General features: G+C 64.3%; 10 protein-coding genes. 6 read left to right on the top strand and 4 right to left on the bottom strand.

The window, feature by feature from the left end; all coding sequences use genetic code 11:
• Positions 1-37 precede the first annotated feature (37 nt).
• Positions 38-724, bottom strand: a complete 687-nt coding sequence (locus tag G3I17_RS19145; RefSeq protein WP_203590450.1) for a hypothetical protein — start codon at positions 722-724, stop codon at positions 38-40.
• A gap of 155 nt (positions 725-879) precedes the next feature.
• Complete coding sequence (locus G3I17_RS19140; RefSeq protein ID WP_203590449.1) at positions 880-3,468, bottom strand: S8 family serine peptidase; 2,589 nt, start codon at positions 3,466-3,468, stop codon at positions 880-882.
• On the opposite strand from G3I17_RS19140, the gene G3I17_RS39880 reads away from it, so the two are divergent.
• Complete coding sequence (locus tag G3I17_RS39880; RefSeq protein WP_203590448.1) at positions 3,467-3,622, top strand: hypothetical protein; 156 nt, start codon at positions 3,467-3,469, stop codon at positions 3,620-3,622. The two genes, G3I17_RS19140 and G3I17_RS39880, sit on opposite strands and share 2 nt — an antisense overlap.
• Positions 3,623-3,898: 276 nt before the next feature.
• Here the strand turns inward: G3I17_RS39880 and G3I17_RS19135 are convergent, their stop codons facing one another.
• A complete protein-coding gene (locus G3I17_RS19135; RefSeq protein ID WP_203590447.1) occupies positions 3,899-4,645 on the bottom strand; it encodes a hypothetical protein in 747 nt (248 codons plus the stop codon).
• A gap of 197 nt (positions 4,646-4,842) precedes the next feature.
• Between G3I17_RS19135 and G3I17_RS19130 the strand changes: the two genes are divergently transcribed.
• From G3I17_RS19130 to G3I17_RS19120, 3 genes are all read left to right on the top strand, one after another.
• Positions 4,843-11,313, top strand: a complete 6,471-nt coding sequence (locus tag G3I17_RS19130) for an RHS repeat-associated core domain-containing protein (protein WP_203590446.1) — start codon at positions 4,843-4,845, stop codon at positions 11,311-11,313.
• Between the two features lie 1,004 nt (positions 11,314-12,317).
• On the top strand, positions 12,318-12,590 hold the full coding sequence (locus G3I17_RS19125; RefSeq protein ID WP_164598115.1) for a hypothetical protein: 273 nt from the start codon (positions 12,318-12,320) through the stop codon (positions 12,588-12,590).
• A 121-nt stretch (positions 12,591-12,711) separates the two neighbouring features.
• Positions 12,712-13,200 carry an alpha/beta hydrolase gene (locus G3I17_RS19120; RefSeq protein ID WP_203590445.1) on the top strand — a complete coding sequence of 163 codons (489 nt, stop codon included), beginning with the start codon at positions 12,712-12,714 and terminating at the stop codon, positions 13,198-13,200.
• Between the two features lie 180 nt (positions 13,201-13,380).
• On the opposite strand, the gene G3I17_RS19115 is transcribed toward G3I17_RS19120, so the two are convergent.
• Positions 13,381-13,878, bottom strand: coding sequence for a MarR family transcriptional regulator (locus G3I17_RS19115; protein WP_203590444.1), 498 nt, complete (start codon positions 13,876-13,878; stop codon positions 13,381-13,383).
• A 67-nt stretch (positions 13,879-13,945) separates the two neighbouring features.
• Between G3I17_RS19115 and G3I17_RS19110 the strand changes: the two genes are divergently transcribed.
• Positions 13,946-14,860 (top strand): ABC transporter ATP-binding protein, encoded by a 915-nt coding sequence (locus tag G3I17_RS19110; protein ID WP_164598110.1) that lies wholly within the window; start codon positions 13,946-13,948, stop codon positions 14,858-14,860.
• Complete coding sequence (locus G3I17_RS19105; RefSeq protein WP_164598108.1) at positions 14,857-16,455, top strand: ABC transporter permease; 1,599 nt, start codon at positions 14,857-14,859, stop codon at positions 16,453-16,455. Before G3I17_RS19110 ends, G3I17_RS19105 begins: the two co-directional genes overlap by 4 nt.
• Positions 16,456-16,477 lie beyond the last annotated feature (22 nt).

Raw genomic sequence — 16,477 nt, 5'->3', positions numbered from 1 at the left:
AATACGCGATGACCTGTCCGTGCAGGCCACAAGTTTGTCAGGCTGCGTTGGCGGTGGCGAGGCCTTGGACGATGAGTTCGTTGCGGGCGTTCTGTCCGAAGGGGACCGTGGTGTGGACGCCTTCGGACAGACACTGGGGCAGTAGGGATGGTTTGGCCGCCAGGTACTCGGCCCAGCCGACGATGCGCAGGTTCGGATACTTCTTCTGGGCGTCGTAGAGCTGGAGGTTGACCCAGCCGCTGTTGCGCTGGTCCGCGACCTGGACCGGGACGGGCTGGCCGGTCCGTGCGACCTGTGTGTTGACCCAGACCACGGTACGGGTCGGGCCGGCGATCCGCATGGTGCGATCCACCTGGGCGGCGAGGACCGGCGGGTTAAAGATGTCGTTGGTTCCGGTGGCCATCAGGATCCGTCGTGGCAAGCGGTACTTGAGCGCCCAGTTCTCGAGCGCGTCGACGGCAAAGAGCGTGGGGCGCCCCGACCAGTTGTGCATCGCCAGCGGGGAGCCCGTTCGCGCCTTCAGCCGGATCGTCAGCTCTCTGCCGTCCTGGACCGCGATGCTGTCACCGAACATGTACACACCGTCGTTGTCGCGCGCGTAGGCGATCGTGGCTGCGCTGGAGATCTCCCGGCTGAGAGTGGTCCAGTCTGTCAGTTGACCGGATCCGTAGAGATCGGCAGCGGAGGACTTTTCGGCGACTACGACGCCCCCGACCGCCGCCACCGCCCCCGCTAACAAGATCTGCCGTCGATTTGGTTTGAAATTGCTCAAGCTGATCCCCACGGAGGGAAACTGTGCGGCATCGCAACCACTTTGCACAAGTCAATCGTCTTGCAGCATTGAGGATTGCAGCTTGTTGCAACAGGCAGCATGCGAGATCAGCTGACAGCCAGGATCTTGTTCGCGGTGAACGCCTGCGCGTGTTCCGCGCCGGCTGGGAACCAGACGCGGTAAGCGATCGTGCCACGCAGGCTGGGCTTGATTCCGAGCGCGTACGCCCCCGAGCTGCTCAGCTTCACGGAGGCGATCGACTTCCAGGCCTTGTTCGAGTACTGCTGCAGGTACACCAGCTGGCCGTAATAAGCCGGTGCGACGTAGCCGCTGAGCCTCGTCACTTGACCCAGCCGGATCGTCGGTGGTGACAAGGCCGCCGAGATGGTGGGGGCCACCTGCACGGTGAGATCAGCGCTCCGTGTTCCCATCAGGTCACCGTTGCCGGGGAACGTCATCATGAACACCGACGACACGGCCGGCTTGTATGCGTAGCTGACGGCGCCGGTCGACGTCGTTTTCAAAGCCGCCAGCAGCTTGAATGTCGACGAGTTCTTCGGCCGGACGTACAGGTTGACCGGCAACCCGGCGTACGCCTTGTTATCGATCCGCAGCGTGCTCCCGCGCAGTGTGATCGTCCCGCCGTAGTTGATCAGCGTCGAGGTACTGCCGATGGTGGTCTTCATCCCGAGCAACTGGGTGACAGCCGTCGGACTGATGTTGCCAGTTCGGTCCTTGACCCAGGCGCCGTAGGTGTAGGTGGCTCCTTGCGCAAGGCCGGTGTTCTTGACCGCGGATGCAGTACCCGTGTACACCACCGTGCCAGTGGTCAATGTCGGTACGTGACTGCCGGCGTTGCGTCTGACGATCACCTGGTCGAAGTCGGGCAGGGCCGGGAGCTGCCAGGTCAAGTTCGCAGCGAGGTAGGCGCCGGTGGCGTCGAATGTCAGCTTCTGGGGTGCCAGATCGAGCGTCGAGAACACACTGGTGAACGGAGCAAGCGCCGTGCCGTCTGCCTCTTGGACGCCACTGACCACGATCCTGTACGGAGTGTTGTCCAGCAGCGGCGTGGTCGGGGTGATGACGGCCTGCTTGTTGCCGGGGTCGTACGCGATGGTGCTGTCCGTTGTCGTACCGGTCTTGCCGTGCACCAACCGGACCGTGCCGGCGGTAACGCTGTCCGCAACGACCTCCCGCGCAAATGTCACCGTCGGGAGGCTGCCAAGCGGCTGGCCGCTCCCCAGGTCGGGCGGCGACACGTCGCGCACGGGATAGCTGGTGGCTGGGCTGGAACCACCCGTGCCGTCCTCCTCGATGGTCAGGGTGTAGGGCCGGGTGTCTCGTGAGCCGTTGTTGTTGCGGACGGCAATGTAGGTGCTGCCTGCGGCCACGCTGACGTCGGTCGCGGCCGTCAATGGTCCCCACTTCGGGCCACCGGCCACTGGGTCCAGTTCCGTTGGGAACGGGGTGACGGCGTGTGCCAGTGACCTCAGATCGGCGTTGTAGATGTCGATCCGAGGACCGAAGTTCGCCGAGTAGTTGTCACCGTTGAACTCCGGTCCGGTCAGCGACACCCTGAGGTTGCGGGCGCCGGCCGACGAGACTTCGTACCAGTCGATCTCGCCTTCGGTGCTGATCGTTGTGCTGATCGAACTGGACAGCGGGATGGCCCGCTCCGGCTGGTCGTTGAGGTCGATCGAATGGGCCGGGAGATCTGCGGCCCACCGTCCTCCAAGGGCCGCATACGCGTCCAGAATTCCGGCTCCGTAGTATGGGTCGGTTCCCCGGGGACCCGCATCACGGGCAAGGGTCTTGAGCCGGGTCTCGACCTGCGCGGGCGTCAACGTCGGCCACTTGTTCTTCACCAAGGCAACGACACCGGCGACGATCGATGCCGAACACGAAGTACCGGTGCAGAACCAGTACGGGACACCCTGGCGCATATTCCGAACCCCGGTGCTGAGGACGTCCCACCCCGGAGCGGCGATGTCGACCCACTCACCGTAGGAGCTGAAGTCGGTCAGAACTCCGCCGGCGTTCGTTGCTCCGACGGCGATCACTTCGGGGTAGGCGGCGGGGTACTGCAGCACCGAACTGCCGTCGTTCCCGGCGGCTGCCACTACGACGACACCTTTGGCGACGGCACGCTTGATCGCGTCGTGTACGACCGGATTGTCGCCCGGATTGCCGAACGGCATGTTGATGACCTTGGCGCCGTGAGCGACCGCCCACTCGAGGCCCTCGACGATGTCGAGATCGTTGGCGACACCGTTGGCGCCGGCGACCTTGACGGGCATGGCCTTGGCGTTCCAGCCGACACCGGCCACGCCAATGCTGTTGTTGGCGGTGGCGGCGATGATGCCCAGTGTCATCGTGCCGTGGCCGTTGTCGTCGATCGGGTTCGGCCGTGTGCTCGAGACCGCGTTGTAGCCGGTGACCAGTCGACCTACCAGGTCCGGGTGACCGGCGTCCACGCCTGTGTCGAGGACTGCGACGATCTGGCTTCCGGTCGACTTTGAGACGTCCCAAGCCTGCGGAACCCGGACAGTGTTCAGGTATGCGGCCTGACCAGTATTGCCGACCACCGGATAGAACTCATCGTTCGGCACAGACGAGACCTGGCGCCGGTAGTTGAGGGAGGCCAACTCGACAGCCGGGTCAGCCTTCACCTTCTTGAGTAGCTCGGTAGCCGACATGTCACTCTTCAGCTTCACCACCCGCGAGGTCGCGGCATCCTCAGCGATGGCGCTGACTTTCGACATCGCGGACTTGCGGGCCGAAGTCGTTGCTCTGCTCTTGAACTTCACCATCACCGCGTTCGGTTCGAAGTCCGGCTTCGCGGCATTGTGACGCGCCGCAAAAGCAGGCCGGTGAGGGCCGGGCTCGGCCGCCGAACTCGGCGAAGAACCGGTCAGAACGACCAACGAGCCCGCAACCAGGGCTGCAGGCAGGCCAAAGCCCAACAGTCGGACAGGACGGACGGGCACAGGGCCCTCCAAGCTCTCAAAGTGACAGTCGCCGGGAGTATGTCAGAGGTCCGTTCCGGATCCCTCGTCAGAAGATGGCAATAGCTGCATGGCTCACACCGAACTCATCACCGAGACACGACGATGCGCCCTGACGTTGTCAGGCTGTCTTGGCGGCGGCAAGGGCTTGGACGGTGAGTTCGTTGCGGGAGTCTTGGCCGGCCGGGACGCTGGTGTAGAGGCCTCCGCGGAGGTACAAGCGCACCCGGTCCGGTTTGGCGGCCAGATATTCGGCCCAGCGGACGATGCGCAGGTTGGGATGGCGCTTCTGGGCGTCGGCGAGTTGGAGGTTGACCCAGACACTGTTGCGTTGATCGGCGAGTTGGGTGGCGGCGGGTTTGCCATCGCTGGTGGTGCGGGCGATGTGGACGTTGACCCAGATCACGACCCGGTCGGGACCCGCGATGCTCATGGTGCGGTCGACCTGGGCGGCGAAAATGGGTGGGTTGAAGATGTCGTACGTGCCGGTGGCCATCAGGATCCGGCGCGGCAGACCGTAGATCTCCGCCCACTTCTGGAGTGCGTCGACAGCGGGCACGGTGGGGCGCCCGGACCAATTGTGGACAGCGAGCGCGTCGCCGGTCCGCCCGGCTAGGCGGATGGCGAGGGATTTGCCGTCTTGGACGGCGATGCTGTCGCCGAACATGAACACGCCGTCTTTGGCTAGGACGTTGCGGATGATCGCTTCGCCCGACTCGGCTTTGGTGAGGGTCTGCCAGCTACCCAGGTCGCCGGAGCCGTAGGGGCCAGTGCCCGCGGCGGCGGCCTCGGCGGCAGCGACGGTTGACACGGCGGCGACCGTTCCGGCCAGGAAGATCTGGCGGCGGCTGGGCCTCAAACCACTCAAGCGTTTCCTCACGAGCAGGCACTGTGAGGGCCTCCGGGCGTGGAAAGCAAGTTGATGTCTCAATTTCTGCAGCTTGTTGCAACTTGCTGCAATCGGCGTAACGCCGGATGTTCCGCGAGCGATGAAGCGGTTGCCTCACCCACCGGTGACTGTCCGTAGTCGCCGGTGCCGTCCCGGTGAGGCAAGGGGAGTGAACTGTGTTTGTCCTGGATCGTTCGCAGCGCGCCCGCGTGCAGAAGTTTCCGCGGGGGGTGGCGGCAGCGGTGTCACTCGCGCTGCTGGTCAGTGCGCTGAACGCAAATATGACCGCCGAGGCGGCGCCGTCGATGGAATCGGAATCTCCGCCAGCGGTGGTCAAGGTGCAGTCGCAGCCGGATGTTGTTTCGGCGGTGGTGTCGGCGCGCTCGCAGGGCTCCAAGGTCGAGGTGGAGTCGATGCGCACCGACAGGGCCACGACCTGGGCGAATCCTGACGGGACGATGACCACGGAAGCCCACGCCGCGCCAATTCGGTTCAAGACAGCAAAAGGTGCCTGGCAGGCGATCAATCTGACGCTGCAGAAGGGCAAAGACGGGTCTATCGCTCCGCGCGGTCACAAGCTTGGTCTGCGGCTGGGGAAGCGAAACGCTGCGTCTGGGCAAGTGTTCGCCGAGGCCTCGGCAGGCACGGGCCAGCAGGTTGAGTGGGTCGCGCCTTGGAAGCTTCCGGAGCCTTCGCTGGATGGCACGAAGGCGACGTACGCCGAGGTGCAGCCTGGCGTGGATATGACGATGGACGCGCGTCGCTCGGGGTTCGAGGCCGACTTTGTCGTCAAGCAGCGCCCGGTTGTCGCGCCGGTATGGCGGATCCCGCTTCGCACGAAAGGCCTGACCCCGAAGGCGCTGCCGGACGGATCGATCGAATTCGTCGATGCGAAGAACACGGTTCGTTCGACGATCCCGGTCAGCTACATGTGGGATTCGGTCACTGACCCGGCCACAGGAGTATCGGCGAACAAGACGATCGTAAGAGTCACCGTTGAGCAGGTTTCGGCGGGCAAGGCGACGCTGGTGATCGCCCCGGACGCGAGGTGGTTTCTCGATCCCGCCCGGGTCTTCCCAGTCACGGTCGACCCGACGTATGCGAACACGCCCTTTTATTCGACTTTCGACACGTTCGTGCAGAGCGGTTGGCCGTCTGACCTGTCGACGACAGTGGACCTTCGGGTAGGCAAGAACGGGACCACGACGGAGCGGTCGTTCCTGAACTTCGCCGGCTCGACGTTCCAGGGCAAGGACATCACGGCGGCGAATCTGTTCATCTACCAGTACGGCGGCACGACTTGCACGGCGACACAAATGAACCTGCACGCCGCGCTGCCGGCGTCAACGTCGACCCGGTGGACATCCCAGCCGGTGACCAGTCAGCAAGTCTGGGGTTCAGTGTCCGCAGCGAAGGGGTTCTCCGCGGCGTGTCCAGGTGGGCGGATCGCCGTGCCGATGACCGCGCTGGCGCAGCACTGGTCGGGCACTACCGACACGACCGTAGGGGTGATGCTGAAAGCAGCCAACGAGGCGGACGCGAACGCATGGAAACGGATAGTGTCCAGCGAGGGTGACGCCGACCCCTACGTCTCGCTGACCTGGAACCGGGCTCCAGGCAAACCGGACGCCCCGATCTACACCGAGGCGGTCGCCTACGCAGCGCCTGGGGCAACGGCTTCCTCGCTGTACTCGCCGACCCTGAAGCCGTACGTCAAATCCAAGGCCAGCGATCCTGACCTCAACACGGTCAAGTACATCTACGAGTTCCACACCACCCCCATCGGCCCCGACAGCCTCAAGGGCACTTGCGGAAGTCTTACGTTGGCCTCCGGCTCGACTGCCGGATGCCGCCCGAGCGACCTGCCCGATAACACCCCGCTGTATGTCCGGGTGAAAGCCAACGATGGCCGCATCGATGGTGTCTGGTCGAACTTCGTTCGCGTTATCACCGGTACGCAGACTCCGGCAGCGCCGGTCGTGTCGTGCCCAGCGCCTTATGCCGATGGTGCGTGGCAAGACACGGCGCCGACCGCCGATGTCACGTGCACGATTACTGCGGTTGGCACCAGCTATTCTGCCCCTGGCTACCTCCGCATCACAGTCCCGAGCACCGCGTACAAGGCAACCAGTGCTGGTACGACGACGACGGGAAGCCCGACCACGACGACGAGGGTCAAGATCACACCGTCAAGCGATCCCTCCATCGCCAAGGCGACGCTGACCTTCGATAAGGATATGCTTGGTCTTCACCAAATCACCGTGCAGGCTGAAACGCCGGCGGGCAAGCTGTCCGTGAGTAGCGCTTACAGCTTCGGCTGGGGTGGTACCTCGATGACGACACCCACAGCGGAATCCCGCACTGTCACAACGGGAACGGTCAAGATCGCCGCGGCTGGCCCACCCAAGGGGCAATCAGCAACGCCAACGGCGAAGGTGCGCTGGCGGGTCTCGGGCTACGGCAGTGCGGAGGAAACGGTCGGCTGGAACGAGGACACTACTGCGGCGTTGACCGTTACCGATAAGGGCGCCGGTGGCATAACAGTGGAGGGTTCTTGGGACAGCAAGGAAGCGAAGATCGACGCCTTCCTCGACGCTGACCCGGCCACTGCCGGTATTCAGCCAACGACCTTGAGCCCGCAGGCTCCTGTGTTGCTCGATGTCCAGGTCTGCTTCACCTACGGCAGCGCGACCCAGTGCACCTGGTCGCAGGCACCTAACACGACGATCCAGCGCATCCCGCACGCCTTCGACGATAAATTCCCTGTCGAAGACGCCGGCCCCGGGCAGGTAGCCCTTTGGACCGGCGAGTTCAACATGGAAGCAACTGACGTTTCGGTCCCCGGCTATACAGGCGACCTGTCGATCTCGCGGTCGCACTCGACCTATACCGACGAGACCGATGCCGTCAACGAGGTCTTCGGTCCGGGTTGGATCGCACAGTTCGACGGTGCAGACGTCGGCGGTGGCGGACTGCGGGTCATCGATTCGACCCGCCTCGATGGCACCTTGGCACTGGTCAGCGGTGACGGCACGAGGCTGGTCTGGAAGTCACCCACAGGTACCCGGCGCAACTCAGCCAACTTCGCTTCCGGACCGTGGGTGCCGGCAAACGACGAAACCGAGGCCAGTGGTGCCTCATTGGTGATGTCCGGCAGCGGCGCCCTTACGACCCTTGCGTATACCGACGACGACGGAGTCGTGACGACATATCAGCCTGCTTCTGCGCCTTTGCAGACGGTCGTGGCCCGGTTCAGGCCGGTCGGGATCGCGGAACCTGGTGTGGTGACGAAGACCACTTACTCCTATGACGGATCCGGACGCGTTGCCCGGATCCTGGCGCCTACACCTCCTGGTGTGACATGCGCCGCCACAGGCACACTCAATCCGGGCTGCCGAGCTCTACGCTTCGACTACGGCACCACAGGATCCGCGGCGGGTCGCCTCGTCGGCGCATGGCTCGACATCTACAACCCCGCTAAGAGCGGTGGGGCAGGGATGGACTCGATCAAGGTTGCCGTCTATACCTACGACGGGAGCGGTCGCCTCGCCTCAGAATCCGATCCTCGCTCGAACCTGACGACCGAGTACTCCTACAACGGATTGAACCAGATCACCTCAGTCAAGCCAGCAGGCCAGTTGCCGTACGTGCTGAACTACATCACCGCTGAGGGGCGGACCAAGCTCGACAGCGTGACCAGGTCCCGCCCGGTCGGCGACCCCGCAGGCGGCATTGCAACGCTGGCCAAGTTCGTCTACGGGGTGCCATTGTCTGGGACCGGGCTGCCTGACCTGACTGGAACATCTGTTGCTCTGTGGAGCCAGAAATCGGCTCCGGCAATGGGCTATGCCGTCTTCGGTGCAGATCATCCCCTGAGCGGCACGCCGTCGGAAGACGATTGGCAGCACGCGACCTTGCAGTACGCCGATGCCAGCGGGAGCGTCGTCAATACTGCCGATTACGGCGCCGGCGCATGGCAAATGACCGCCTCCGACTACAACGACCAAGGCAACATCGCACGCGAGCTCGACGAGCGAGCGCTCCGGCTGCTCTCGGATCACGACATGCCGACCGGCGCGGCAGACCAGTTGGCCACAGTCACGACATATAACAGCGACATCACCAACGCTGCAGGAAACGAAGTAGTGACTTCTGCCGGCACATTGGTGACGGACGTATACAGCCCGGCGCATTGGGCGGTGTTGAAGGACGGCACCAAACAGTGGGTGCGCAAGCACGTGCACACCTCCTACGACCAAAACGCTCCGGATCAGGGCATCGACCCCGACACCACGACCCCGTACCGGTTGCCCACGACTGAAACTACGTCGACGGCTGACGCGGGAACTGGTCTTGATGTCGAGACGATCTCCCAGAACCTCAACGACTACGGTCCCTCGACAGATAACACACTTTGGAAGCTCGGCCAGCCTGGTCGAACCATTACCGATGTGAACTTGAACGGCACCGCCGACAGCGGCACTGACATCATTACGGTGACTCGCTACGATGCAGAGGGGCGAATCGTCGAGGTCAGGCAGCCGGCGTCGAACGGTGCGGATGCGGGGACGTTCAAGACGACCTATTACGTCGCGGGTGTCGCGACCCCGGCGGCTTGCGGAGGGAAACCGCAGTGGGCGGGACTCGTCTGTCAGACGGCCCCGGCCGCCGCTCCAACGTCCGGCTCGACATTGCCGACCACAACGACCACCGCCTACGACTACCTGCTGTCTCCCACCGTCATCGTGGAGTCGTCCGGGACGGTCACCCGGACCAAGACCCTCGCTTATCAGCCAGATGGCAGGGCCAAGAGCACCAACACTCTCGTATCCGGCTTGACCGGATCTACTCCCAACACCGACAAAGAGATGTTCTACGACCCGGCGTTGGGTCTACAAACCAAGACGACTGCTAAACGTGCTGACGGAACAACCAGCAGCATCACCACTGGCTATGACGGCTGGGGACGCAAGACCACTTACCAGCCTGACGGCCAAGCCGCCACAACAACCACGTACAACGCCGCAGGCGACGTCGCCACCGTGACCGATGACAACGGATCGACGCAGTACTCCTACGACGGTACGGACGCTTTGGGCCGCATCGAACGGAGAGGTCTCGTCACAAAGGTCGACGTGACCGTCGCCGGGGTCACCTTCACATCCACCGGCGCGTACGACCCCGCCGACGACTTGACGATCCAAAAGCTGCCCGGGGGCATCACCCAAACCACCGAACGAGACAACGTCGGCGAACTGACTGGTCTGCAGTACAGCGGCAAAGTCACCACCACAAACAGCGACGGCAGCACTGCCATTGATCCCAACGGTGGATGGCTGTCGTGGTCTGCCGACCACGACACCGTCGGCCGCGTCAGCGAGGAGTGGACACCTGACGGAGCGCAGTACGCGACTGGTGCGACGCCTTACGACCGCGCTTACTCCTACGACAACGCTGACCGTCTGGTCCAGACTCTCGACCGCACCGCACCAGCCGGCACCGACCCCACTGCTCTCGAGGCGGCTCCTTGCCAGACCAGGACCTACCAATACGACGCAAACAGCAACCGGCAAAAGAAAACCACCGCTGACGTAGCAAACGGTTCCTGTGCGACCAGCGGAGGCGCCGACCAAACCCGTGCTTTCGATACCGCCGATCGACCGAGCGCTCACACCTACGACCAACTTGGACGTACGACCACCATCACAGCTGGCGATTCGCCCAAGCCCGCCAATGGCGCAACGGCCTTGGCGTACTACGACAACGACGCCCTCCGCAGAGTCGCCCAAGGTCCGATCGCGACCACCTACGACCTCGATGCTGCAGACCGTCGCGCTAAAGAGACAACGACCATCAGCGGCGGGCCGACCACCGAAACCACTAGCTATTACAACGACGAGTCCGACAACCCCAGTTGGGTCGTCCAGGCAGGAAAGCCCCGCCGCTACGCTGAACTCGTTGGCACAGATCTTGGCCTGACCATTGACAGCGACAGTGTCGACCTCACCATCACCAACCCACACGGCGACATCGTCAGCACCGTCGCCGTTCCTCCAACATCTATCCCTGCAGAACAACTCGGTGGATGGAACAACTTCGACGAGTACGGCAACGCAGCTCTTACAAACACCGCTTCGACCGGTCCCGCCAACTACGGATGGCTTGGAGCTGACCAGCGAGCTAGCACCCCCACCGGCCTTCAACTCATGGGTGCCCGCGTCTATAATCCCACCACCGGAACCTTCAGCTCCACCGACCCGATCCGCGGCGGAAACGCCAACTCCTACACGTATCCGGGCGATCCGATCAATCGCTTTGATATTTCAGGGAAGAAGGCTAAGTCTGAACGTGGAGCAAAACGACTCACTAATAGGCAGATCAAGAGATACAAGCGACTGATCCGCAAGTACGGCAAAACATATCGATCGTTCCGGCAGAAGGTGAAAAAAGCCAAACGCGCCGGCCGCAAAATCCCCTGGGGCTGCAAATGGGCGATCCTAGCCGCGGGCGGTTTGCTTTTCGGTGCAGCCTTGGCGGGGTTTGCGTGGGCGCTGATTCCGATCGTCGCGGCGCTCGGGTTTGCGATCTACGAAGTGTTACAGCATTGTGGCAGACTGCCCAAGCCGAATACTGGCGGTAAAGACTAGAGGAGTTTCGTTGGTCATCATGGGCCTAGTATTTCGTGTTATGCCGATCGTCTTTGGCGCAGTGGCGGTTGCTGCTGGGCTCGTGGCCAGAGAATGGGTCGGAGTTGCAGTGGGAATCGGCCTAATAGGATTGGGGATTCTCCTGTGGACTCGAAAAGGTGACTCCGCCGCGCGATCGAAGCCAAGTTTCTTGGTGGTAATTGCTATATGTTTCGTAGTTACCGCTTCTGTGATCGGTTGGGCCGCCCTTGCTGCATCGGATTCGCTTACCAGGATCGTCGCCCTAGTAGTGCTTGCGACTATTTTCGCTGGTGGGATCTATTTCACTCTTTCTGTGAGATCGTCGAAGAAGCCTGTCCTGCCAAGCTCGTAGTAGGCGTCGGCTAGAGGGACGAAGCAGCCCCATTGTCTAAAGCTTGCAGCCGTTCAGCGGGCCCAGTGCAGTCAAAACAGCCTGGGCTCGTTGAGCGGTCTCGGCCAACTGGATCGATTGATATCGTCGATCAGCTGAGCCGTTGTACGACCAATTTGGCCGTACAGCGAGCATCGCAGCGGGCGATTCGCCCAAATCCACCGATGGCGCAACGGCCTTTGCCTATCAGGACAACGACGCCGTCCGCAGCACTACTCAAGGTCCGATTGCCAGCCTAAACAGCCGGGCCTGATCGAGTACAAGTGTGCCGGTAGCCGGATCAGGTTGTGAGTCCCATTCGTCTGGCGAGTTGTCGTACCGGGGGTGCTGATCGCTGGCCCCGGTGGAGGAGGTCCATTACTAGTTGGCAGGCCATGGGGCGGTTGTGGACGTGGGCTGAGGCGAGGCGTTCGGCGGTGAGGAGCAGGCGGGAACAAGGCCGGCAGCGGAGCGTTGTTGCTCCAACTGACACACAGCGGTGATCTCAACGCGCTCGTCACCCTCGTCGACCGCCACGATGGGGTGGGCGACTCGTTCGGTGCCGAGGAGCTGCTTAAGGCGCAATCTGCGCGGGGTCCGAGAGGCAACCCGAATGCTGTTCTGGCGGCTGGAGAATTCTGGGCGACGTCAGGAGGCGCATGAACTCGGGCGAGCAGCTGCGGCCGGGGGCTACATCGAACTGCTGTTCCAGTTGATGCTTCGCCACGAGGAAGCCGGGAATGCGGCTGCGGTAGACCGGTTGATTCGCGAGATTACGGACTACGGGTTTGCCCGCACTCTTCTGGACCATGCGCAGTCTCCGGCAGGAGACAAGGCCGGGGGGCCACAGATCGAAACGATCCTGAGAGCACTTGCCGACGAGTAGCAGTCTCTGATCGCCGAACAGTTTCTGCTCCGTGACTGCTCCGTGAGACGTTGGCAAATGGTGGTGATGGACGCGTGGCGGTGAGCGTTCCGGTCTTGTTTGACAGGCGGACCCGGTTGCGGTGGCCGACAAGATGGCGAAGAAGTACGACTTCTTCGGCTACATGAACGGCGTCCCGATGTGCGCGTTCTGGAAGTACGCCCCGCAGGATCGCAAGCTCGACCTCAAGGGCTCGCCGCGGCTGCTGATTGTGCAGGGCGAGCTGGACCCGGCGACGGCGTACGAGGGTTCGTTGCGGACTCACGACGACACCAAGGCCGTCACGCGTTTCGTGGCGATCGACGACGAGGGGCAGCACGGTCAGTACATCGGCTCGGCGTCGTCGTGCGCCGAGGCGATCGGTGACAAGTTCGTCTTCACCGGCGAACTGCCTGGCAAGGATCAGGTCTGCGGTACGACGCCGCTGCCGGCGGAACTGTCGGTCTACCCGGTCAAGGGGCCGGTGGACGGCAAGGCGGTGCACCTGCCGAAGTCGAAGGCTGCGGACACCAAGGTGAACCCGCTGCTCCAGCAGGTGCTGGACACGGTCGCAGCCACCTCGCTGCGCTGACGCTCGCGGGTGGCCGGCCCTCCACCGGCCACCCGCAGTACGCCGTACCGGCTGTCGGCCACCCGCGGTGCGCCGTACCGGCTGTCGGCCACCCGCGGTGCGCCGTACCGGCTGCGGGGCACCCGCAGTGCGCCGTACCGGCTGCCGGGCCGCTGGCGGTGCTTAGTACAAGGCTTGGATCTAGTTGTTGTCTTCGGCTTCGAGCTTGGCGTCGATCTCGGCCTTGCGCTTCACCCAGCGCTCGCTCAGGCCGTCGACCTCTTCCTGGATGAACTCGACGAAACCGATCGTCGCCCGGATCCGGCGGTTCGCCGCGGTCGCCGTCCCGGTGGCGGGCAGCATCTGCCGGAGGATGTCCTCCCAGCGGCTGAGCCCCCGGTCCTGGCTCATCATCGACTGGTGCCAGAAGTCCTCCTGGACCACGTACACGTCGCGCCGGCTGCCGGGCTCCCGCTCCCGGCTGGCCAGCCGGAGCTGCAGCAGATAGTTCACTGCGCCGGAGATCGCGGCGGGGCTCGCCTTGAGCCGCTCCGAGAGCTCGGCAGCGGTCAGCCGGCCCTCCTCGCTCGCGAGGATGGCGGCGAACGCTCGGGCGGACATCCGCGGCCAGCCCTGCTCGGCCAGCGTGTTGCCGAACTGTTCGGCGTACCGCTGGACCGCCTCTTCGTCTCGTCGCATGGCCGCACTCACCGATCGTCCGATAGCAAGATTCACAAACTTCTGAATGAAGTGTACGTTATGAATCATGACATCAGCCATCGTGGTCTCCGGACTGCACAAGTCGTACGGGAGTACGCACGCCCTCGACGGTCTCGACCTGGACGTCGCGACCGGTGAGGTGCACGGCTTCCTCGGCCCGAACGGATCCGGGAAGTCCACCGCCATCAGAGTTCTGCTCGGCCTGCTGAAGGCTGACGAGGGAGACGTGTCGCTGCTCGGCGGCGACCCGTGGCATGACGCGGCGAAGCTGCACCGGCGGCTCGCGTACGTCCCTGGTGACGTGAACCTGTGGCCGAATCTGACCGGTGGCGAGGTCATCGACCTGCTCGGCCGGCTGCGCGGCGGGCTCGACCCGAAGAAGCGTGCCGACTTACTTCGCCGCTTTGATCTAGACCCGACGAAAAAGGGCCGTAGCTACTCCAAGGGCAACCGGCAGAAGGTCGCGCTGGTCGCCGCGCTCGCCTCCGACGTCGAGCTGCTGATCCTGGACGAGCCCACCTCCGGCCTCGACCCGCTGATGGAAGAGGTCTTCCGGCAGTGCATCGAGGAGGAGCGCCAGCGCGATCGCACCGTGCTGCTGTCGAGCCACATCCTGTCCGAGGTCGAGGCGCTCTGCGACCGGATCAGCATCATCCGCCGCGGCAAGGTCGTCGAGACCGGCACGCTGGGCGACCTGCGGCACCTCACCCGTACGTCGATCCAGGCGGAGCTGGCTTCCTCGCCCAATGGGCTCGCCCAGCTCCCCGGCGTACACGGCTTGGATATCGAGGGAAATCGGGTGCGCTGCGAAGTCGACACCGCCCAGCTCGACGGCCTGATGAAGCAGCTCGCGGCGAGCGGCATCAAGAGTCTGGTCGCCCAGCCGCCGACGCTGGAGGAGCTCTTCCTGCGGCACTACGAGGACGACGCTGTACCGGCCACGGTGGCGGCGTCGCGATGAACGACTTCGCTGGTACCGCGACCTTGGTACGGCTCGCATTGCGGCGGGACCGGGTGATCCTGCCGGTGTGGATCGTGGTCTTCGTCGCGATGGCCGCGGGCTCCGCCAAGGCCTCGATCGACCTCTACCCAGACGTGGCGTCGCGAGTGTCGGCCGCCAACACGTCGAACTCGTCGCCGGCCCTGGTCTCCTTGTACGGAAGGATCTTCGACCCCACCTCGCTGGGCGAGGTATCGCTCTTCAAGCTGACCGCCTTCGGTTCGCTGCTGGTCGGACTGCTCGCTGCGATGCTGGTGGTCCGGCACACGCGCGCCGAGGAGGAGAGCGGCCGGCTCGAGCTGCTCAGCGCCGGAGTGCTCGGCCGGTACGCCGCCCTCACGGCCGCCCTGATCGTGTCGGTAAGCACGGTGATCGTGCTCGGCCTGCTGACCGCCGTGAGCCTGATCGGTGTGGGCCTGGCCACCGCCGGCTCCTTCGCCTTCGGCCTGACCTGGATCGCTGCCGGCCTCGCCTTCGCCGGCGTGGGCGCGTTGGCAGCCCAGTTGTCCGAAGGTGCCCGGGCGGCCAACGGCATCACCGCGATCGTGCTGGGCGTCAGCTACATCCTCCGCGCGGTGGGCGACTCGGCCACCGACGGTGGAACGCGATGGGTCTCCTGGCTGTCGCCGATCGGCTGGGCGCAACAGATCCGCGCCTACGCCGGTGACCGCTGGCTGGTCGCACTGGCCCCGCTCGCCCTGCTGTGCCTGCTGGTCGCGGCCGCGCTCGCGCTACTCCGCAGGCGGGACGTCGGTGCGGGGCTGGTCCGGCCGCGGCCAGGTCCCGCGACGGCCGCCGCGTCGCTGCGCTCGCCCCTCGCGCTCGCGTGGCGGCTGCATCGCGGTTCGCTGATCGCCTGGGGATCGGCATTCCTGCTACTCGGGTTCGTCGTCGGTAACATCGCCTCGAACGTGGACGGTTTCGTCGCCAGCGACGGCGCCAGGGACCTGGTGGAGAAGCTCGGCGGCGTCAGCGGCATCACCGACGCCTTCCTCTCGACCGAGATGGGTGTCCTCGGCCTGCTCGCCTCCGCCTTCGGGATCCAGGCAGCACTCCGGCTCCGCTCCGAAGAGACCGCTCTGCGCGCGGAGCCCTTACTGGCAACGGGGGTCACCCGCTACCAGTGGCTGGCGAGCCATGTGCTGATGGCGCTGCTCGGCACCACGGCACTGCTCTTCGTCGGCGGCCTCGGCTCGGGCATCTCGAGCGGCGCATCGCTGGGCAACATGGGCCGTCAGATCCCGCGCATGCTGGCCGCGGCCGCCGTCCAGCTGCCGGCGATCTGGGTGGTGACCGCCTTGGTCGTGATCCTCTTCGGCCTGGCCCCGAAGCTGATCACCGGAGCCTGGGTCCTGTTCGGCGCCTTCCTCCTGATCGGCCAGTTCGGCCGCCTCTTCAACCTCCCCCAAGGCCTGATGGACATCTCCCCGTACGCCCACACCCCCCACCTCCCCGGCGGCGATTTCTCCGTCACCCCGGTGATAGTCCTCACCGCCGTCGCGGCCGCCCTCCTACTAGCCGGCGCAACCACCTTCCGCCGCCGAGACATCGGCTGACCCACCACCCCTCTGCAACAAG

It is taken from the genome of Streptomyces sp. SID13031 (assembly GCF_010548305.1).
Taxonomy (GTDB): Bacteria; Actinomycetota; Actinomycetes; order Propionibacteriales; family Kribbellaceae; genus Kribbella.
The sequence above is the reverse complement of the archived record's forward strand: the minus strand, read 5'-3'. Positions and strand labels throughout refer to the sequence as shown.